Here is a 20,992-nt window from a genome sequence, read left to right on the forward strand (position 1 = left end):
TGGTAATCCTCCGGATCGTGGCCCCCATAAAAAGTAAAAAACCCTTTTCCTTTTATGCCGTGAATATAACGGGCTTCACCATTGATTTTATTCTCTCCCAAAACCAATACCGTAGGCTTTACTTCCTTTCTCTCGAAGGATGTGGTCTGCCCCATAAACCCTTTTACCAATGAAGTATGATTCTGACACAGCATGGTTGGAACAGGATCCCATTTTGCTGAAAAATCCATCAAAGTAAAATAATCGGTTTCTTTTGCAACACTGCTTCGTTTGCTGGTCATATCTATAGAGGAGAATTCATAGCGCAGTGGATTTCTTTCCAGGGTAAAATTGTAAAACGCAAAGGTTTTACTATAATCCAACTTACTTTGATAGTTGGCATCAGAAGGATCCCCGTCAAACATGGGTTCACAAATATCTACCCCATCAGCAGCCAGTGCTATATCAAAACTATCTGTGGCCGAACACATGGCAAACATAAACCCACCACCTATTACATAGTTCCTTATCTTAAGTACAACCGCTCTTTTTTCTTCTGAAACCTTGTTGAATCCGAGGCTTTGAGCTAAAGTCTCGGCCTCTTGCTTTCCTTCAATATACCAGGGAGCTGCCCTGTATGCCCCATAAAATTTTCCATACTGGCCTGTAAAGTCTTCATGATGTAAATGGAGCCAATCGTATAATACCAGTTTATTATCCAGGACTTCTTCATCATATATGGTGACATAAGGAATTTCCGCATAGGTTAGGGCCATAGTTACAGCATCATCCCATGGTTGATTATTTTTAGGCGAATAAACTGCTATTTTTGGTGCTTTCTCAAGGATTACAGCCTCCTGGTTTTTTGAAGGACTGCTAATCTCGTCCAAAATGGATTGGGTTTGCCCATCTGATAGGATTTCAAAGGAAACACCCCGAATCTGACATTCTTTTCGGATGTTTTCACCATCCGGAAGTAGAAATGAACCACCTCTATAGTTGAGTAACCATTGTACTTTTTGCTGTTTTGTCAACACCCAGTATGTGATACCGTAGGCCTTTAAATGATTTTCCTGACTATCTGCATCCATGGGGATAAGAATCGCTGAGGACCTGGCCTGAAATGGAGCTAAAAAAACGAAAAAAATAACTAAGAGTAATGCAGTAGAAATATACTTTCTATATATAAATACGCAGGCTTTAAAAAGGTACATCATTATCATCCGGGTCTAAATCGGAATCCTCATTCATAGCGCTTCCAAAAGCTTCATCAGCGTTGGGAAGGTTTTTTGTAATGAATGGGTTATCCCCATCTATATTCATCTTTGACTGAAACTCAAATGGTGAATCAAAGTCATCCAAGTTATCAAATTTACCCAGTTGAGCAATGAACTTTAACCTAATATTATCTAAACCACCATTCCTGTGTTTGGCCACGATAAACTCAGCCTGTCCCTGAGTAGGTGTTCGCTCCTCATCATCCCATTCATCAATTTTGTAATATTCCGGTCGGTAAATAAAGGAAACAATATCCGCGTCCTGTTCAATAGCCCCTGATTCCCGTAAATCTGACAAGATGGGTCTTTTACTTCCTCCTCTGGTTTCCACGGCCCTGGATAACTGTGACAGGGCAATTACGGGAACATTTAGTTCTTTTGCCAGGGCCTTTAAATTTCTTGAAATTGTAGAAATTTCCTGTTCCCTGTTCCCTCCTTTTTGGCTCCCGCCAGCAGTCATAAGTTGTAAATAATCCAGTACAATTAATCTTATTTTATGCTGTGATGCCAATCTCCTGGCTTTTGCCCTAAGATCAAAAATAGAGAGTGAAGGAGTGTCATCTATAAATAAAGGCGCTTTTTCGAGTGCTTTAACTTTTACATTTAATTGTTCCCATTCGTGTTTTTCCAGTCTTCCTGTTCTAAGTTTCTCAGATGGCAATCCTGTCTCTGAAGAAATTAACCTTGTAATTAATTGAACCGAAGACATCTCCAGGGAGAAAAAGGCCACAGGAATATTAGAATTGACAGCCATATTCCTTGCCATTGATAATGTTAAAGCGGTTTTACCCATCCCGGGTCTCGCTGCAATGATTACCAAATCACTGGGTTGCCATCCGGATGTTAGTCTATCCACTTTATCAAAACCGGAGGGAATTCCACTTAAACCATCTTTATTTGATATTTCCTCTATTTTCTTTTTTGCCTGAATTACCAGGTTTTGGGCGGTTTCCGCAGAACGTTTTAAATTGCCTTGAGTAACCTCATATAATTTTGCTTCTGCATTATCAAGCAGGTCAAAAACGTCAGTCGAATCGGTATATGCATCCTCAATTATTTCACTTGAAATTTTGATAAGGCTGCGCTGAATATACTTTTGAAGAATAATTCTTGCATGGAACTCAATATGTGCCGATGAAGCCACTTTTTGAGTCAATTTTATTAAATAAAAGTCTCCACCAACAGCCTCAAGTTGCTCATCCTTCCGTAGTTGGCTCGAAACGGTTAATAAATCGACCGGTTCGGAACTTTCAAACAATTTGAAGATTGCTTCGTAGATATGGCGATGTGCATCTTTATAAAACGCATCCGGGTGTAAAATATCAATAACCTCATCAACCCCTTTCTTATCAATCATCATCGCTCCAAGAACAACTTCCTCTAAATCAACAGCTTGAGGAGGTATTTTACCCTTCTCCAAGTTAATGATGGCGGGTTTACCTACTTTGTGACCAATAATTGTCCGGGGTTTTTCCATGACTGCTAAAGTATGCAATTAACCTTAAGTTAATATAAAATTCCACTTTTCGGATATCAACCGTTAATTAACAATTCGTATGTTGATAAGTTACGAATTTGTGTTGATAACCAAAAAAATCCGAAGAACGAATTCCCCGGATATTTAGGTATCTGATAAAATGGCTGATTACCCGTTAAATACACCCATATTTGCGTATTTATCCATGCGTGCTTCTACCAATTCTTTTGGTGATAACTTTTTGAGATCATCATAATTCTTCGCAATTTTATTTTTGACAATTTCAAAAGTTTTTTCTCTGTTGCTATGAGCGCCTCCGGAAGGTTCCCTAACGATCTCATCAATAAGTTTTAACTTTTTCATATCTGTTGCGGTAAGTTTGAGAGCTTCAGCTGCTATTTCCTTATACTCCCAACTTCTCCACAAAATTGAAGAACAGGATTCCGGAGATATGACAGAGTACCAGGTATTTTCGAGCATTAATACCCTATCTCCTACCCCTATCCCAAGGGCACCACCAGAAGCACCTTCTCCGATAATTACCACAATAATCGGGACCTTTAGTCGTGTCATCTCCAAAATGTTTCTGGCTATCGCTTCTCCCTGTCCCCGTTGTTCGGCCTCAATACCCGGGTAAGCCCCTGGTGTATCAATTAAACAAACCACAGGGATTTCAAATTTCTCAGCAGACTTCATCAACCTTAATGCTTTCCTATATCCTTCCGGATTCGCCATCCCAAAATTCCTATACTGCCTGGTTTTGGTATTATAACCTTTCTGCTGGCCAATAAACATATAACTCTGGTCTCCAATTTTTCCCAACCCGCCAATCATGGCTTTGTCATCCTTCACATTCCTGTCTCCATGCAATTCTAAAAAGGTATCACCACAAATAGCTTTTATATAGTCTAATGTATAAGGTCTGTTCGGATGTCTGGAAAGCTGAACTCTCTGCCATGCAGTAAGGTTTTTATAGATATCTTTCCGGGTAGCCTCTAATTTCTTTTCAATTTGTCTGCAGGTTTCTGTGACATCAACTTCACTCTCCTCGCCTATAATCTGGCATTTCTCTAATTGTTCTACTAATTCCTTAATAGGAAGTTCAAATTCCAGGTATTCCATTAAAAAAAGGTTTATGCTAATGTCATATTAGCATTAGTTAGATTTTGTAAGCAAATATAAAATTTTATGTGGTCTTATTTATTAATTTCTCATACACTTCATGAAACCTCATCATTTGTACCTTTTTCAATTCTTAACTTCCTCCTGTTTTTTAATATCCCGTTTGCCACAATTGTAAAAACAATCAAGACCGCTCCAACATAGAAAAGTGGCCTCATTCTTTCACTCTGATCAAAAATTATAAGGGCAAGTAAAATCCCGTAAACAGGTTCCAGGTTAATGGTAAGCATTACTGTGTAGGGGCTTATATATCGCATCACTTTTACTGCTGCTATAAAAGCATAGGCAGTACACACGGATGCCAGGATAATAATGAAAAACCAGTCATTGGATGAGAGTGCAAAAAAGGTTTCATCAAAAGATCCGCTGATTGCCAGAAAAATTGAGATAAAACATGCCCCGCTCGTTAGTTCGTAAAAGGAAATTGTTGATGGTTTGTGAGTTTTTATTAATTGTCCGTTGATCAGGGTAAAAATCGATCCCAATAAGGCTGAAATCAAAGCCAGGCCAATACCTAATCTATAGCTGGTATCTACATTAAAAATGAGATATAAGCCAAAAACAACAAGCAAACCAAAGGCCACTTCGTACCAAACCATCTTTCTGCCATACCATATTGGTTCAAGGAAAGCCGTAAATAAGGCACCTGTAGCCATTGTCACCAGAGCAACCGAGACATTAGAAACTTTAATAGCTTTAAAAAATGTAACCCAGTGTAATGCAATAATAACCCCGGCGGTTAACATAACGAGTAAGGCTTTTTTACCAACTCTAAGGGAATACCCTTTATAAAAAATAAAAATCCCTATCAAAATTGAAGCAATAATCATCCTGTACCAGACTAAGGGCAGGGCATCTATTGAAATTAATTTGCCAAGTACAGCCGTAAAGCCCCAAATAAATACAATCAGGTGAAGATGAAGGTAGTTCTTTAACTTATCGCTTGGCATTTCTTAGCAAATAAAATCCTAAAATCCCAAAAGTAAGATTAGGTATTATTACAGCCAATAACGGAGAAAAACCAGATTGCTCGGCCAGGGTGCCAAAGACTTTGTCGAAAAATATGTAAATGAATGCAACCCCGATGCCAAAGGCGAGGTTTACTCCCATGCCACCACGGCGTTTAACCGAAGAGACGGCTACCCCGATAACAGTAAGAATAAAAGCGGTAATGGGCAGAGCCCAGCGTCTGTACTTTACTAAAATATAGGTGTTAATATTTGATGCCCCTTTCTTTTTCTGATCCTCTATAAACTTATTAAGTTCAACCAGGTTCTTTGTCTCAGCTACATAGGAAACAGGTGTCAGGTCTTCGATTTTAAATATAAACAAAGTATCTAATCTTCTCTTTGTTTCAACTATTTCCTTGTTGGCCCTTATTTTACGTTTTGTATATGAGGTTAATCTATATAAACTGTCTTTAGGTACCCAACGGATATTACTTGCAGATATCTTATAATCCAGTTGATTTTGGTCATTAAAGTGTTCGAATGTGAAGTTATAACCTATCCTCCTGGCCGGGTCAAAACTACTGACATATATAAAATCATTCTCATTAAGTTGGTTGAAAATATTACTTGTAATCCGGTCCTTATTTCCTTTTTTCAGGTACTCATACTTAAACTCATTGTACCTTTTACTGGCATTGGGTACAATAAACATCCCCATGAAAAACATGATTACAGCAATTATACTTGCCCCTATCCAGTATGGACGCAGAAAGCGACTATATGAAACCCCGGAACTCAGGATAGCCACAATTTCTGTATTGTTGGCTAATTTGGATGTGAAGAAAATAATGGATAAAAACAAAAAAATTGGAAACAGCAGACTGCCAATATAAATGGTGAAATTGAGATAGTAGATAAGAATTTCATTCAATGGAGCTTCATTATCAATCATCTTCCCTATCTGTTCCGCCAGATTCAGCATAATTCCAATTGGAACAAATAATAGTAACATCGTTCCGAAAGTAAGCAGATATCTTTTTAGTATGTACTTATCTAAAATGGTCATCCTTATAATCTCTTATCCATTTGCTTTACCATCTGATCTTTCCAAATCCTAAAATTGCCTTCCAAAATATGCCTCCTGGATTCCCTAACTAACCTCATATAAAACCCCAGATTATGGATAGTGGCAATTTGTTTCCCTAAATATTCATTAGCGGCAAATAAATGGCGCAAATAAGCTTTAGAGTATTCTTTATCAACAAAAGTTGTACCCTCCTCATCAATAACGGAAAAATCATTTTCCCATTTTTTATTTTTAATATTTATTGTTCCATGTGCAGTAAACAACATGCCATTCCTGGCATTTCTTGTAGGCATAACGCAATCAAACATATCAATTCCTAACGCAATATTCTCTAAAATATTTATTGGTGTTCCAACCCCCATAAGGTATCGCGGTTTGTCTTCAGGTAAAATATTACAAACCACTTCGGTCATAGCGTACATTTCCTCAGCGGGTTCCCCAACGGAAAGTCCTCCGATGGCATTACCCTCAGCTCCTGCATTTGCAATATATTCTGCAGACTGAATACGCAAATCCTTAAATGTAGACCCCTGAACAATTGGAAAAAAGGATTGGGAATAATCATATTTGAATGGTAATTTCTCTAAATGTTGTATACATCGATCTAACCATCTATGGGTCATATGCATGGATTGTTTGGCATACTTAAACTCACAGGGATATGGGGTACATTCATCAAATGCCATGATAATATCAGCACCAATAGCCCTTTGGATTTCCATGACATTCTCGGGCGTAAACATGTGCAAAGAACCATCAATATGTGATTTAAACTTTACACCTTCTTCCTTTATTTTCCTATTAGCCGAAAGGGAATATACCTGGTAGCCACCACTATCAGTTAGAATATTACTATCCCAGCCCATAAACTTATGAAGACCGCCGGCCTGCTCCAAAATAGAAATTTTTGGTCTGAGGAATAAATGGTAGGTGTTCCCCAAAATAATATCGGGATCAATTTCTTCCCGAAGTTCTTTCTGGTGCACCCCTTTTACTGATGCCGCAGTTCCTACGGGCATAAAGATTGGGGTCTTAATTACACCGTGGTCCGTTACTATTTCTCCGGCACGGGCTTTAGACCCGGTATCTGTATGTTCTAACTTAAATTTCAAAGCAAGGTTTACACGGCAAATATACTCAACTGAGATGCATAAAATACTTAACAAAAAAATAAAGTTCTCTAAAGGTTTGCAAGGTTAATAAAATCTAATAACTACTCTTGTTCAAGCAAAAGTTTGCCAGTACATTTGACGCTGTTAAAACAAGATAAGATGTCAGATTTAAAGGGTTTACAAGATCTAGTTTCACAAATCCGCCGGGATATAGTACGAATGGTACATAAAGTAAATTCGGGTCACCCCGGAGGATCTTTGGGATGTACAGAATTTATGGTCGCTTTGTATTATGAGATTATGGAGTTAAAAGAAGGTTTTGATATGGATGGTCGTGATGAAGATATTTTCTTTTTGTCCAACGGCCATATTTCGCCATTATATTACAGTATTCTGGCACGCCGGGGTTATTTCCCTGTCGAAGAATTGCAAACATTTCGATTATTAAACACACGCCTGCAAGGTCATCCCGCAACGCATGAAGGTCTCCCGGGGGTACGCATAGCGTCCGGCTCATTAGGGCAGGGAATGTCTGTTGCCGTTGGTGCGGCACTGGCAAAAAAATTAAATAAGGATCCACATCTGGTTTTTAGTTTACATGGAGATGGTGAATTACAGGAAGGACAGAATTGGGAAGCTATGATGTATGCGGCAGGAAATAACGTTGATAACCTTATAGCCACAATTGATCATAACGGTCAGCAAATAGATGGTGCCACTTCAGATGTATTGCCCCTGGGTGATTTGCATAAAAAGTTTGAGGCATTCGGATGGGATACCTTGCATATTAGTAATGGTAATGATCTGCAAGAGGTTATAGAAGGACTGAAGGAGGCCAAAACGAGAACAGGTAAGGGCAAACCGGTATGCATTATTATGGATACTGTTATGGGAAATGGGGTAGATTTTATGATGCACACTCATGCCTGGCATGGCAAAGCACCTAATGACGAACAATTGGAAATTGCATTAAGTCAGAATATAGAAACATTAGGGGACTATTAATCCGTAAAACGTAAAATCGAATTGATGAAAAAATATATAGATCAAGGAAAGAAAGACACCAGAAGTGGTTACGGAGCAGGTATGACAGAACTTGGGCGCACAAACCCAAAAGTAGTAGCCCTTTGTGCAGATTTGGTGGGATCTCTAAAAATTCAGGAATTTATTGATGAAAATCCCGAACGCTTTTTCCAGGTTGGCATTGCTGAGGCAAATATGATGGGTATTGCGGCTGGACTTACAATTGGCGGGTATATTCCCTTTACCGGAACATTTGCCAACTTCTCAACGGGTAGGGTATATGATCAAATCAGGCAGTCCATAGCGTATTCCGGCAAGAATGTTAAAATTTGTGCTTCACATGCAGGGATAACCTTGGGTGAAGACGGTGCAACACATCAAATACTTGAAGATATTGGGCTAATGAAAATGTTACCCGGGATGACGGTTATTAATACCTGTGATTTTAACCAGACAAAAGCCGCAACTATAGCAATTGCAGAGCACGAAGGGCCAGTATATTTAAGATTTGGAAGACCTAAAGTACCGAATTTTACAGCTGTAGATCAAAATTTTGAGATTGGAAAAGCAATTCTTTTAAATGAAGGCACCGATGTTACTATAGTTGCCACCGGACATCTGGTTTGGGAATCACTAATTGCCGCCGAAAACCTTGAAAATCAAGGAATTTCAGCGGAAGTGATCAATATCCACACTATTAAGCCCTTGGATGCGGAAGCCATTATTAAATCTGTTAAAAAAACGGGTGCCATAGTAACTGCGGAAGAGCATAATTATTTAGGTGGCCTCGGAGAAAGTGTGGCCAGGACTTTAACTACTAATTATCCTGTGCCGCAGGAGTTTATTGCCACTCAGGACACTTTTGGTGAAAGCGGCACCCCGGATCAATTGATGGAAAAATACGGTTTGAATAATAAAGCGATTGAAAAAGCCGTTTTAGAGGTATTGACAAGAAAGGCGTAAAACTGTTGGCAAAGTTTTAGGTTCCAAATAAGCCACTAAAATGAGAACAAAATGAAAAAAGTATTCTTTCTTACCCTATTGTTATTAGGCTGTTTATCGACATTTGCACAAAAAGAATCTGGTTTTGGTATTAAAGCGGGACTAAACTATAGTTCCAACGGCGATTATCTTGAAGCTGTTGGGGAAGCTTTGCAAAATCCGGATGCAAATGTGGGGTATCACGTTGGATTTTATGGAAAACTTGGAGGTAAATTTTATCTTAGACCAGAGGTTGTATATACCCACACTAAATCGGGATACAGCGATGGAGATTTAAAAATAGACAAATTGGATATCCCAATATTGGGAGGTTGGCGCATTATTGGCCCTTTAAATATTTTTGTTGGACCTTCCTTTCAGTATATTTTTAATACCAAGTTCAGTGATATCTCTATCGATGATGTAGAAAACGATTTTACAGTTGGCCTGAATGTAGGAGCGGGAGTTAATCTGGGAAGGATAGGATTAGAAATACGTTATGAAAGGGGGTTTGGAGAAAACATAGCCACCTTTATTAATACGAATATTACGTCCCTACCTGAAAGTAGGGTAGATACACGAGCTGATCAGGTAATTTTTAGCGTATCTTTTAAGTTCTAGATAGTATATCAGATAATAAAACAAAAAGCCCGCTTACAAGCGGGCTTTTTTACAAACTAATAATTTTTTTAGCTGTTAACTATCTGCATCCAGGTAGTCCGGGGTCCCATCACCATCTGAATCAGGAAATGTTATATTTCCTTCATTATCGATAGAAATTTCATCCCTCGTCAGGGTACCATCCTGATCATCATCAATATCTAAGTGATTAGGTACAAACCCGAATCCGGATGATAATTCGGAAGCCTCATCTGTATTGTCATTGGAAAGATTACCATCATTATTTAAATCCTCCATGATGGAAGGTATACCATCATTATCGTAATCCGTAGCTTCAATAAACAATCCGGTATTCACCTGAAAAACAAGATTATCATAATTTAGAATCCCACTGCCTAGTGGTGGGTTATCATAGTATGCAAGTCCGGAAGGAAGGAACATCAATCCAACCCCACTTCCGGTTATTTCCACAGTTCCATCAGGGTTAGAAACCACTTCGGTACCTACATTAAAATTAGAAACTCCCGCAGCATATCCTCTGAGGAAAAATGGCAAGTATTGCCAGGTGTATGTAACATTACCGTCAAAAACCTCCCCGCTAAGCAATTGTCCTTCATAGGCCAAAAGGGTTGAATCTCCTACTGTCGGGCTTTCACCTATTCCCTCACGGGCGGCAAGATAATAGAGGGTATGGTCTACAGTTACATCCTCATCTAAATTAAAAGTTTCTGAGGAAACAGGAATTGTCATGGTAGATACCTGATCTATCAGCGGAATTTTATCCTGAGCATCACCGGCTATCGTATCCAAAACTATCTTAAAATTGAAATCCGCAGGTGGACTAGCAAATTCTTCGTAGTTATAATAATGCGTTTGTAAGTATTCTAAAATTTCCGCGTCATTTTCTGCCTCAACCTCTGCAAGGGGTCTTGGTGGTACAACCTGTACACCTGATTCATCATCATTACTACATGAAAACAAAATAGTCAGGACAGCTATAAAGAGTAGAACTCCTTTTTCTTTCATAGATCTTCTTTTGAAGCCCGCAAGATACAATTTTCCCCTATTTTTGTTGAAGTCATTAACAAAGATTTTTAATTGCAAATGCGTATAGATAAGTATTTATGGAGTACACGTTATTTTAAGACCAGAAATATGGCTTCTGTAGCCTGTAAAAAGGGACATGTACGTATTAATGGCAATACGGTAAAGCCATCCAGAGAGGTCTATAAGCAAGATAAGATCGTTGTGAGGAAGAATCAAATCAACTATGAATTCAGTGTTCTCGACGTGCCCCCGGGAAGGGTTGGTGCCAAACTGGTTGACCTCTATAGAAAGGACACCACACCAAAAGAAGCATTTGACAATAGTGAACTGTTAAGACTTAGTAAAAATCATTATCGAAAAAAAGGTGTCGGCAGGCCCACCAAAAAGGACCGGCGCGATATGGAAGATTATCTTGATGAAGCTGAATAAAGACTATTGGGAAGGGCGCTATGCCGATGCACATTTGGGTTGGGATATAGGTACCGTCTCTACACCTTTAAAAGAGTATATTGACCAGCTTAAAAACAAAGAGCTGAAGATCCTTGTTCCGGGAGCCGGCAATGGTTATGAGGTAATCTATCTCCATAAGTGTGGTTTCCAAAATGTGTATGTCATAGATATTGCCAGCCAACCATTGGAACAAATAAAATTGGCCCTACCAGCAACTCAACACTCACATTTAATCCATGGTGACTTTTTTGATCTGGAACTAAAAGATTTCGACTTAATTCTTGAGCAGACATTTTTTTGCGCATTGCAGCCCGAACTTCGCAAAAACTACGTACAAAAAATGGTTCAGCTGTTAAAGCCCGGTGGAAGGTTAGCCGGACTTCTATTTGATTTTCCTTTAACGGATAAAGGTCCTCCATTTGGGGGTAATGCAGAGGAATATAGGGCATTATTTCATCCTTTTTTCAAGATAAAAGTACTGGAGCGTGCAAACAACTCCATAGCACCAAGAAAAGGTAAAGAACTGTTTTTTATCTTTGAAAAATAATACGCTGCCATTATGCAAAACAAAATACTTTCTCATATCCAGATTCAACATAAGATTAGAAGGATTGCCTATCAAATTTATGAGACCAATGTATCTGAAAAAAAAATTATCATCGCTGGTATCGAAGGAGGGGGATTAAATTTTGCAAAAAAATTACAAGTGGTACTAAAGGACATAACTTCTGCTGAAATAGTATTGTGCAAAGTGACGATGGATAAAAAGAATCCTATTAAAAGTGGGGTAAACATGTCCATTCCGGAAAGTGAATATAGAAATAAGTCAGTTGTACTGGTTGATGATGTATTAAATTCAGGGACTACGCTAATCTATGGGGTCCATCATTTTCTTAAAACCCCTCTAAAGCAATTAAAGACCGCTGTTCTTGTAAACAGGAACCATAAAAAATATCCGGTAAAAGCAGATTTTAAAGGGATTTCTCTTTCCACCTCTTTACAGGAACATGTTAAAGTAGAATTCAAGTCTAAAAATGATGCGGTTTATTTAGCTGAGTAGCCCCAGAATTTCATTTTTTACTGTAACCGCATCTTTGTTATCTGCATTAATAGTGAAATGGGCACGTGAGTAAAACCCTCCTCGTTCAAAAATATGTTTCCCAATGAATTCAGGTATATCCTCATCCTTAAGATGAGCGATTAATGGCCTGTGCTCTTTTTCGTTATGGAGTCTTTCAATTAATGAAGCGATTGATAATTTAAGGTAGAAAACAAATGCCGTTTCTTTAAGAATTAGATCCATATTGGTACCATAACAAGGTGTTCCCCCTCCTACAGCTATGACTAAATTACCAGTATCATTCAGAACTTCTTTCAGCAATTCACTTTCTTTTCTTCTGAAGTAAATCTCTCCTTTTTCCTGAAAAATGGTGGAAATCTTCTCGTTTAAATTGTCTTCTATATAATCATCAAGATCTATGAATTTAAATTTTAGGTCCTTAGCCAGCAGTTTACCTACCGTGGTTTTACCACTACCCATATATCCAATAAGGACTACCTTCATTTTTAAACTTTTCGTAAAAATGTATTAATTATAAAGGAATTCAAAGAAAACCTAAATTATTCTTTAAATGGACTTGAAAAATTAATTAATGATAGTATATTTGCATCCGCTTACGCAACCTGATTGGGTTGCTACGGCGGACAAGCCCGCCAAAAAGACCTGGTAGCTCAGTTGGTAGAGCATCTCCCTTTTAAGGAGAGGGTCCTGGGTTCGAGCCCCAGCCAGGTCACTTTTAAGGTTATCAAATAAAACCAAAACCTTGCTAATCTTATGATTGGCAAGGTTTTATGTTTTTAGGAATCTCATTTTATTTGATGTTAAATGGTTTTAAAAGTTCACAAATCGTCAACATTTTTTAAAATCGTCAACATAATTGTCAACAGTTTTATAAATTGAGCTCCTAACACTATAAATAATTGCTTTGTTGATTTGACTTTCGTCTCACTAATTGTTTCACCATTAAGACGAAAAACATGCAATCTAAATTAACATTTTCCATCCTATTTTGGACTTACGCTGCGCGATCTAAAAACAACAAAACGTATATTTATGTAAGAATAACAGTAAATGGTCAAAAAGCCAATATAAGTTTAAAGCAGAAAGTAGATCTCCATACTTGGGACTCAAAGCGTCAAAAGTCGAAAGGCAATAGTGTCAAATCGCGAACGGTCAATCTCTATTTAGATGAAGTGAAGACTGATATATTTCAGTGCTATAGAGATTTAAAACAAGAGGGGAAGGTTTTAACAGCCAATCTGATAAAATCAAGATATTTAGGAGAGGATATTAAAATTCATAGTCTACTTGATATTTTTGAGTATCATAACACTACATTGGCCCATAAACTGAGTGCCAAAACATTATGCCATTATCGTACTTCCCAAAAATATATTCTACAAATTAAAGATTTACCCACCCAGCTCTATAACATTTGTGATTCTATCTAATGTATTGGTCTTGTTTTTAATTGTTTTCTAGTTATGCCATTAGATATATTATCTAAGTTTGGATAAAAGACCTGCAGTGGATAAAAATTACCAATTGGTGCAGTTTTTGGAGCAATCTTTGATAGTTTAAGAGCATGAATAGAACCCTAATCTATTTTCTATTATTTCATACTATCGGCCTCGTCACTTATGGGCAAGAGAATCCCATAACAAAATTTGATTTATATGGGTGCTGGATTTGGGAGCGCAATACGGATGGACAGCCCTTGGAAAAAAGGTTTTACAAACGTTGTGAACAATCAGATTCTAAACTCGTAATGATGAGTTCTGAATTCTCGATTCTGGCATTTAATAAGGCTGAAATTCAAACGACTACTCCATTTTATTGTTTTGGTACGATAGCTATAAATGGAACTTGGGCTTTTGATTCAAATTCTGGAATATTACAATTATTCTATCCAAAAGATTACTTAGTTGAAATGTGGGAACATTTAAGAGAGGCTCGTCCCGAATTGGAAATCCCAAATCCCCCAGTACACTCAACATTCAGAATAATCAAAATTGATAATAATAGTCTTGAAGTAGAAAAAATTCGTACAACAAAACTTATAACAAATATTGAGTAAAATCAATAAATAATTCATAGCTGCCTACTCCCTATCCTATGTTATGAAAGACCAACTAAAGTGACATCAGTGATATTGTCAAATGTGATGGTCTGTTTAATCTTCTATAATCATCCTATTACTAGACCTGTTAGATAATTCCTTACCTTATGAAGAACAACCAACCTCTTCTTTCTTATGATAGGCTTCTTTAGAAAAATGCGCAAAAAACTGGCTGATGATAACCAATTCTTCAAATATTCCAGATATGCCATTGGGGAGATACTTTTGGTTGTGATTGGGATATTAATTGCCTTGCAGATCAATAATTGGAATGAGGATAGGAAACTAAAACAATTCGAATATAGGATTCTAAAGGATATTGAAACATCAATGGAACGAAATTTCTTTCAGCTAGACATGTGTTTAAGAGGTAATAAGAAGGCCATTATATCTGCTGATTTAATACTAAAACATTTAGATGAAAATTTACCTTATAATGATTCTTTAGATTTTCATTTTTCAAGAGCTTTTGAATGGTGCAGTCCGGTATTTAACAATGCAGGATATGAAAGCCTTAAAACGTATGGCAGAAATCTCGTAACAAATGAAACTATTAGAGAAGAACTGGGCATCTATGATTCTGGTTGGATGGAAACTCTGGCACAAAGACAAGAAGAATATTTCTTTAACACGGCTTCTCCCGTTTTAACTGAATTATTCGAAATAGTTGCAATGCGAACTCAAATGAAACCTTTTGACTACGAACAATTAGGAAACTCTAATAAGTTCATTAGTATATTAAAAACCTCTAAGGAGAATAGAAAGGAACAAATCAGATGGTACGAACAATGGCAGCAATCATTTGTTTCACTGGACAAAATGATAAAAACAGAATTGAAAAAACAATAGCGAATCGTCGGACCTTGTCGTCCGAAATGAAATGAAGGACGAAACAAGCACCAAATTACAAATACCAAATGACAAATTATCCTACAGTACCATTGGAATTTGAAATACGCGTTAGCGAAATTGGTCCTTTCCGAAGTAATCTTCGTTTCTTCAGGACACATAGCTCAGCTGGTTATCCCGGGCACTTGGGACTGACTCATAATGAGGTCAATAGGAAGTTTTTACCATTAGAACTATTATACATAAAAAATGGTCCTATTGCTTGGCCTAAACAAAGTCGGGTTTTGGTATTTTGATGAGAAGAAATTCTCTGGGGCATTTCCACAGGAAATGAACCCAGGGCCTAAGGGAATTAGGGCGTTAAACGGAGTTAACGAGTGTCCGCTGCGTATTAGGAATAAGCCAGTTTTATCATTTAATTAACAGGGAAACAAAAATTGAATTAGTAATATTGTTTGATGATTATATTAAAAAATTAAACAAAATAGCTATGAAAAAATTTATTTATTTCTTCCTTGCCCTGGGGCTATCCGTTGGACTTCAAAGTTGCAGTGACGACGACGGCTCTTTGTATGGCGATGATAATCCCGATCCTATCAACCTGGAGTCCAAGACGTATGACCTTGGATCAGTTGCCGTTCCTGACATCTCCGGTTCTGCTACATTTACGGACAATGAAGATGGTTCGGTCACAATTGATTTGACCATTCAAAACACTCCTGCAGGAGGTCAGCACCCGGCCCATATCCACTTCAATACCGCTGTGGAAGGTGGAGGTATTGCCCTGACATTAGGGGTCGTAGATGGAGACACCGGCGAAAGCAGTATTACAGTAACCGCTCTGGATGACGGAACCCCGGTTACCTATGAAGAATTGTTGGAGTTCGATGGGTATATAAATGTTCACCTTAGTATAGATGAGTTGGCAACCCTGGTCGCCCAGGGAGATATTGGGCAAAACGATTTAACCGGTGTGACCAAGTCTTATGACCTAGGATCTGTTGCTGTTCCTGACATCAGCGGTACAGCCACCTTTTCAGAACGCCTTAATGGAGAAGCCCTGGCCGTCATAGAGCTCGCCAATACCCCTGAGGGTGGAGAGCACCCGGGCCATATTCACAACAACACCGCCGCCGAAGGAGGAGGCATTGCATTCAGCTTTAATCCTGTAAATGGAGACACAGGAATAAGCAAGACCAATGTGGCTGCGCTTGATGATGGAACCGCATTCGGTTATGACGATGTGCTGACAATCAACGGCTACATCAACATTCACCTCAGCGCTGATGATTTGGCTACAATAGTTGCCCAGGGAGATGTTGGTCAAAACGAACTGACCGGAAATTCAGTAAGCTATGAATTGGCCGAAAAAGATGTGGTAGGCATCAGCGGAACAGCTCTTTTCGAAGAACGCGTAAACGGAACCACACTGGTTACCATCGAATTAATGGGAACCCCGGAAGGAGGTTCGCATCCCGCTCACATCCATGAGAATAATGTGGCCACTACAGGCCCTATTATTGTTGGGTTAAATGCCGTAGACGGGGATACCGGACTTAGCAAAACCCAGGTGAGCGAACTTGTCGGCGGGGCACCGGTTACCTACACGGAACTTTTATCGATAAACGCTTACATTAACGTCCATTTAAGCGATGAGGATTTGGCAACCATCGTAGCACAGGGCAATATTGGCTCCAATGCAGGGGACAATACTGATAGCGGTACGGAATCAAAAACCTACGATGTCGTAAACAACGGAGCCAGCGCATACGTTTTTAATGGAGAGGGGTTCTCCGATGCCAGTAACCCGGACATTACCCTGAAGCGCGGTTCCACCTACACCTTTAATATCGATGCACCCGGACACCCATTTCTGGTTAAGGAAGTACAGGGAACCGGAACGGCAAACCTATATAATGAAGGGGTCACCAACAACGGGGCCATATCAGGATCAGTCACATTCACCGTGCCTATGGATGCTCCAGACACCCTTTTTTACAACTGTGAATTCCACGGATCCATGACCGGGACCTTCACTATTGAGGATTAAGAACTTACACTTAATATATTTAAAATGTCCCGCCACCTGGCGGGACATTTTTTTTGCTTTTTATCTTCCAGCATAATTTTCCCCAGCCAGTGTGAGCATCATGCCTGTGTTTCACATCTAAAAACACCCATTGGGATCATGGCCGAAACTCCACCGGGGTAATCTTTAGTATTTTGAAATCGGACAGATCATTGCCCTGAATGTCTATAAAAACATCTTCATTCTGGCCTTTTGCATTGGCCCTTTTGGCAAAATTTATTAAAACCCGGACAATATTATCTTCCTGGTTCCCTACCGTTGCAGAAATCTGGTAAATCTCAAAGTTTTTGGGAGCAGCTTCATGTTCCTGTATATAGGTTTTGGTAGGTTTATGGGTATCTATAAAGCGTATAGCATCTAGTAAGGTCTGTGTTTTCATGGCTGGCCATTTAAATCATTTTGCCAGGTTAAGATAGTTTAAAAATCGCAAGGTATCATTCAATACCATTGGATTTTGGTCCCGATAGCTCCTTCTCCATAGTATTACGAAGGAGAAGCTATCGGGATGGAACTTGGAGTTTTTACTCGCAATCATCAAATCACCAACTATATAATTCTGATAATCAGGCATCCACAGGCGAGACAATGTGAATGTTTCCTTAAAATATGACCGTTTTTTAGGTTATTTTTCCCGGATATAGTAACTTATAAGAACACCAAAAAACATATACCATGGGAATCAAAAGTTTTCAAGGTCCCAGAATGTCACAGCCATCAGGGGACGAAATACCTTTTAAGGTAAGCGATTTTATGACAAAGAAATTAATCACTTTTAAGCCGGAACAGTCCATGCAGGAAGTTATTGAAACACTAATATCTAACAGAATTTCCGGAGGGCCGGTGGTTAATGAAGAAAACGAGTTAATTGGCGTTATTTCCGAGGGCGACTGTATTAGTCATATAAGTAAGAGCAGGTATTATAATTTGCCTCTTGAAGACGAAAAGGTTGAACATAATATGATTAAAAATGTTGAAACCATTGACGGAGAGATGAATATTTTTGATGCCGCCAATAAATTCCTGAAAGCCAAACGAAGACGTTTCCCAATTGTTGAAGATGGTAAATTGGTTGGACAAATTTCTCAAAAGGACATTTTAATAGCGACCAGGAACCTTAAAACTCAAAATTGGAAATAGATCCGGGGGTTTAAAAACAGCTTTCTACGAAAAAAGAAAGCTGTTTAAATTCCAAATGGCAAGCACCAAATTCCAAATCTCCCCCGCTAGCGCGAGCACCCTGTCTTTCGCTGGTTAATCAGGATTACAATTTGTAAAGGATGGTTTGGGGAGGGTCCATTGAGGGGTATTTGCACTAAATTCTTCACAGTTGATGACATTATCAACATTCCAATTTCCTAAGTCTTGGTTTATGCTGGATTCTTTAAACATTTCACTCATATCAGAAACACTACTCACATCCCAGGAACTAATATCCTGATTAAAAGGGTTAATTGTGAATAGGAGACTCGATCCACTAAACATATAACTTGTATTCGTAACCTTACTTACATCCCATTTTCCAATAGGCTGGTTAAAGGAGCCATTTATGAACATTGCACTCATATCTGTAACATTGCTGACATCCCAGTTATCAATAGGTTGATTAAAATTTGAGCTCATGAACATACCACTCATATCAGTAACATTGCTGACATCCCAATTTCCGATAGGTTGGTTAAAAGAGCTCCCCCAAAACATTCCTGCCATATTGGTTACATTGCTCACATCCCAGGTTTCAATAGGCTGATTAAATGATCCGGTAGGTTGCTGAAAGGATGGTGATCCTGCAAACATAGATTCCATACTGGTAACGTTGCTGACATCCCATGAACTGATATTTTGATTAAAGCTTGAACCACCAAACATTTCACGCATATTGGTGACGTTACTTACATTCCACGAACTTATATCCTGGTTAAAAGAAGAAGAAGAGAACATGGAGGTCATATCATTAGCACCACTCACATCCCAGCTTCCAATGGGCTGATCAAATGGGGTGTTTGAAAACATACTAACCATACTTGTAACACTGCTCACATCCCAGAAACTGATATTCTTGTTAAAAAAAGACAGCATAAACATAGCATTCATATTAGTTACATTACTTACGTCCCATGAACCGATGTCCTGATTGAAAGGGTTAATTTCAGAAGAGAAGATATTCCCAACAAATAAACCACTCATATCGGTAACCTTGGTTGTACAAACCTTGGTGACATCCTCATCATTTTGAACCATTTCCCTTAGCATGGTTTCATCCACAATGGTATAGACCACACCATCAAGAATTCCTTGCTGCCCAACCTCTGCCCAATCATAAGATTTAATGGTAACACCGTTTACATCCAGGTAAATAGGTGAGGTGAGCGGACATCCCTGTTCGTCTACTCCCTCTCCTTCAGGAGTGTTTGCACAAACATCTATATCATCGGTAACCCCATCCCCATCGGTATCGGACTGTGAAGAAGAACATCCGTTTTCATCTACGTCTTCTCCGGGAGGGGTATTCGGACAGATATCCACATTATCAAAAATCCCATCTTCATCCCCATCTTCGTCCCCATCGGCTTTTAGAAAAACCAGGATAACATTCATATCAGATTCCATAGAAACGGAGACCGGGTTCTCTGTACTTGTTAGACCTCCCATCCACTCTTTGAAAATATATCCTTCGGAAGGAGTAGCCGTGAGGGTAACAACCGTACCATCCAGGAATGCACCCCCATCAGGGGATACACTTCCTCCATCTTCAGGAGTTATGGTAACTGATAGAATGAAATTTTCAGGAACATCATCATCTTTTGTGCATCCAAGAACCAGAAATAATACGGGAATTAGCAGAAATATCTTATGAAGTAATCTCATATCTGTATACTTTAAAAAGTTATCAAATACTATAGGATAAACTTATAGGAAATTACTTACTTAGTCAATGATCCCGGTCAGTTAGGAAGGTTAAGGGTTTATGGATTTTGAGAAGAGAAGGTTCTTTTTTGACACCTAAAGCAAAGACTTAAAAGTAAGCTATCGCTTAAGGAAAAAACCCGGATAAAAGAAATATATTAGAGGCTATGAAAGCAAAAGTTGTATTGTCCATTCTGATTCTCCTTATTAGCTGTGGTGAAGTAGTTAAGAAGTCACCAGAAATGTCTCAAGGCAGAATAGACAGCTTAGAGACTATGATAGCTGACCTGGAAAGAGAAAAAGTTCGTTTACTAAAATCTTCCAATGAGGATAACCCTATCATAATCCACCTGACTGTTGTTAGAGATAGCCTTGCGGCACTCCTTGACCAAGAACGTAAGAGAGAATAGGTTAGTTTAAAGTTCGCAAGTATCAAATTCCAAATCATCATACATTAACCCTCAGCTAGCGCGTCAGGCTGGCCCATTCGCTAAAAACGATCATTGAATGTTTTTTTAACGCTTTGTTCTCTAAAGAAGCCAATCATGATGAGCAAAAGTTAGTTGTTATTCCTAAGGTAAGGAATTATTAAACAAGGCCGATAAACTCCATCTAAGCTGGCATCCTGCTCCCGTTACGTATACTATTTTCTTAATTGAAAATAGTATCTTCGGGAACAGCAAAATATGCCAAATGGCGAAAAGCAATAAATCCGGTTCCTGGATAGACATTTTAATAGAACTTGTAGAGGCCTTTTTTAAAAGTTCGCGTCAGAGCAAACGGGG

Annotated in this window: 22 protein-coding genes and 1 tRNA gene; 13 read left to right on the forward strand and 10 right to left on the reverse strand. The window is 38.7% G+C overall.

Annotated features, from left to right (window positions below):
• From Q0X77_RS07690 to tgt, 6 genes are all read right to left on the reverse strand, one after another.
• Positions 1 to 1,193 (reverse strand): asparagine synthetase B (locus Q0X77_RS07690; protein WP_297795464.1); only part of this gene is annotated, 1,193 nt, incomplete at its 3' end.
• Complete coding sequence (dnaB, locus tag Q0X77_RS07695) at positions 1,180 to 2,733, reverse strand: replicative DNA helicase (protein WP_297795467.1); 1,554 nt, start codon at positions 2,731 to 2,733, stop codon at positions 1,180 to 1,182. The genes dnaB and Q0X77_RS07690, both read right to left, overlap by 14 nt.
• A gap of 168 nt (positions 2,734 to 2,901) precedes the next feature.
• Positions 2,902 to 3,855 (reverse strand): acetyl-CoA carboxylase carboxyltransferase subunit alpha, encoded by a 954-nt coding sequence (locus Q0X77_RS07700; protein ID WP_297795470.1) that lies wholly within the window; start codon positions 3,853 to 3,855, stop codon positions 2,902 to 2,904.
• A gap of 98 nt (positions 3,856 to 3,953) precedes the next feature.
• Positions 3,954 to 4,865, reverse strand: a complete 912-nt coding sequence (locus tag Q0X77_RS07705) for a DMT family transporter (protein ID WP_297795473.1) — start codon at positions 4,863 to 4,865, stop codon at positions 3,954 to 3,956.
• Positions 4,852 to 5,931, reverse strand: coding sequence for an LptF/LptG family permease (locus tag Q0X77_RS07710; protein ID WP_297795474.1), 1,080 nt, complete (start codon positions 5,929 to 5,931; stop codon positions 4,852 to 4,854). The genes Q0X77_RS07705 and Q0X77_RS07710 overlap by 14 nt, the downstream gene beginning before the upstream one ends.
• A gap of 2 nt (positions 5,932 to 5,933) precedes the next feature.
• Positions 5,934 to 7,064, reverse strand: a complete 1,131-nt coding sequence (gene tgt / locus Q0X77_RS07715; RefSeq protein ID WP_297795476.1) for a tRNA guanosine(34) transglycosylase Tgt — start codon at positions 7,062 to 7,064, stop codon at positions 5,934 to 5,936.
• Positions 7,065 to 7,223: 159 nt separating this feature from the next.
• On the opposite strand from tgt, the gene Q0X77_RS07720 reads away from it, so the two are divergent.
• The 3 genes from Q0X77_RS07720 to Q0X77_RS07730 are packed head-to-tail and all read left to right on the forward strand — an operon-like array spanning position 7,224 to position 9,689.
• A complete protein-coding gene (locus tag Q0X77_RS07720; RefSeq protein ID WP_297795478.1) occupies positions 7,224 to 8,069 on the forward strand; it encodes a transketolase in 846 nt (281 codons plus the stop codon).
• A 24-nt stretch (positions 8,070 to 8,093) separates the two neighbouring features.
• Positions 8,094 to 9,050 carry a transketolase C-terminal domain-containing protein gene (locus tag Q0X77_RS07725; RefSeq protein ID WP_297795481.1) on the forward strand — a complete coding sequence of 319 codons (957 nt, stop codon included), beginning with the start codon at positions 8,094 to 8,096 and terminating at the stop codon, positions 9,048 to 9,050.
• 51 nt (positions 9,051 to 9,101) lie between these two features.
• Positions 9,102 to 9,689, forward strand: a complete 588-nt coding sequence (locus Q0X77_RS07730; RefSeq protein ID WP_297795484.1) for an outer membrane beta-barrel protein — start codon at positions 9,102 to 9,104, stop codon at positions 9,687 to 9,689.
• A 75-nt stretch (positions 9,690 to 9,764) separates the two neighbouring features.
• Here Q0X77_RS07730 and Q0X77_RS07735 read toward each other — a convergent pair whose 3' ends face one another.
• Entirely contained in the window at positions 9,765 to 10,715 is a 951-nt protein-coding gene (locus tag Q0X77_RS07735; RefSeq protein WP_297795487.1) for a hypothetical protein, read from the reverse strand.
• Positions 10,716 to 10,793: 78 nt separating this feature from the next.
• On the opposite strand from Q0X77_RS07735, the gene Q0X77_RS07740 reads away from it, so the two are divergent.
• From Q0X77_RS07740 to Q0X77_RS07750, 3 genes are read left to right on the forward strand one after another with little or no spacing between them, the layout of a single operon-like run.
• Entirely contained in the window at positions 10,794 to 11,165 is a 372-nt protein-coding gene (locus tag Q0X77_RS07740; RefSeq protein WP_297795490.1) for a S4 domain-containing protein, read from the forward strand.
• A complete protein-coding gene (locus Q0X77_RS07745) occupies positions 11,152 to 11,733 on the forward strand; it encodes a methyltransferase domain-containing protein (RefSeq protein ID WP_297795494.1) in 582 nt (193 codons plus the stop codon). The genes Q0X77_RS07740 and Q0X77_RS07745 overlap by 14 nt, the downstream gene beginning before the upstream one ends.
• A gap of 12 nt (positions 11,734 to 11,745) precedes the next feature.
• On the forward strand, positions 11,746 to 12,246 hold the full coding sequence (locus tag Q0X77_RS07750) for a phosphoribosyltransferase family protein (protein WP_297795497.1): 501 nt from the start codon (positions 11,746 to 11,748) through the stop codon (positions 12,244 to 12,246).
• Here Q0X77_RS07750 and Q0X77_RS07755 read toward each other — a convergent pair.
• Complete coding sequence (locus Q0X77_RS07755; protein ID WP_297795499.1) at positions 12,235 to 12,750, reverse strand: shikimate kinase; 516 nt, start codon at positions 12,748 to 12,750, stop codon at positions 12,235 to 12,237. The genes Q0X77_RS07750 and Q0X77_RS07755 overlap by 12 nt on opposite strands.
• A gap of 156 nt (positions 12,751 to 12,906) precedes the next feature.
• Here Q0X77_RS07755 and Q0X77_RS07760 point away from each other — a divergent pair.
• The 5 genes from Q0X77_RS07760 to Q0X77_RS07780 all read left to right on the forward strand — a co-directional run bounded on the left by Q0X77_RS07760 (position 12,907) and on the right by Q0X77_RS07780 (position 17,264).
• Positions 12,907 to 12,979, forward strand: a tRNA-Lys gene (locus Q0X77_RS07760).
• Positions 12,980 to 13,223: 244 nt separating this feature from the next.
• Complete coding sequence (locus Q0X77_RS07765) at positions 13,224 to 13,697, forward strand: Arm DNA-binding domain-containing protein (RefSeq protein WP_297795501.1); 474 nt, start codon at positions 13,224 to 13,226, stop codon at positions 13,695 to 13,697.
• Between the two features lie 134 nt (positions 13,698 to 13,831).
• On the forward strand, positions 13,832 to 14,323 hold the full coding sequence (locus Q0X77_RS07770) for a hypothetical protein (RefSeq protein WP_297795504.1): 492 nt from the start codon (positions 13,832 to 13,834) through the stop codon (positions 14,321 to 14,323).
• A gap of 198 nt (positions 14,324 to 14,521) precedes the next feature.
• Positions 14,522 to 15,214: a DUF6090 family protein gene (locus Q0X77_RS07775; RefSeq protein ID WP_297795507.1), complete on the forward strand. Its 693-nt coding sequence runs from the start codon at positions 14,522 to 14,524 to the stop codon at positions 15,212 to 15,214.
• A 490-nt stretch (positions 15,215 to 15,704) separates the two neighbouring features.
• Positions 15,705 to 17,264: a CHRD domain-containing protein gene (locus Q0X77_RS07780; protein WP_297795510.1), complete on the forward strand. Its 1,560-nt coding sequence runs from the start codon at positions 15,705 to 15,707 to the stop codon at positions 17,262 to 17,264.
• Between the two features lie 136 nt (positions 17,265 to 17,400).
• Here Q0X77_RS07780 and Q0X77_RS07785 read toward each other — a convergent pair whose 3' ends face one another.
• Positions 17,401 to 17,682 (reverse strand): hypothetical protein, encoded by a 282-nt coding sequence (locus Q0X77_RS07785; protein ID WP_297795513.1) that lies wholly within the window; start codon positions 17,680 to 17,682, stop codon positions 17,401 to 17,403.
• A 293-nt stretch (positions 17,683 to 17,975) separates the two neighbouring features.
• On the opposite strand from Q0X77_RS07785, the gene Q0X77_RS07790 reads away from it, so the two are divergent.
• The gene (locus Q0X77_RS07790; RefSeq protein ID WP_297795516.1) at positions 17,976 to 18,440 is read left to right on the forward strand and encodes a CBS domain-containing protein; all 465 of its coding nucleotides are present in this window, start codon (positions 17,976 to 17,978) and stop codon (positions 18,438 to 18,440) included.
• Positions 18,441 to 18,554: 114 nt separating this feature from the next.
• On the opposite strand, the gene Q0X77_RS07795 is transcribed toward Q0X77_RS07790, so the two are convergent.
• The gene (locus Q0X77_RS07795) at positions 18,555 to 20,168 is read right to left on the reverse strand and encodes a BspA family leucine-rich repeat surface protein (RefSeq protein WP_297795518.1); all 1,614 of its coding nucleotides are present in this window, start codon (positions 20,166 to 20,168) and stop codon (positions 18,555 to 18,557) included.
• A 206-nt stretch (positions 20,169 to 20,374) separates the two neighbouring features.
• Here Q0X77_RS07795 and Q0X77_RS07800 point away from each other — a divergent pair, with 206 nt between their 5' ends.
• The gene (locus Q0X77_RS07800) at positions 20,375 to 20,617 is read left to right on the forward strand and encodes a hypothetical protein (protein WP_297795521.1); all 243 of its coding nucleotides are present in this window, start codon (positions 20,375 to 20,377) and stop codon (positions 20,615 to 20,617) included.
• Positions 20,618 to 20,992: the final 375 nt, after the last annotated feature.

The sequence above is a fragment of the uncultured Eudoraea sp. genome (assembly GCF_947258925.1).
Taxonomy (GTDB): domain Bacteria; phylum Bacteroidota; class Bacteroidia; order Flavobacteriales; family Flavobacteriaceae; genus Eudoraea.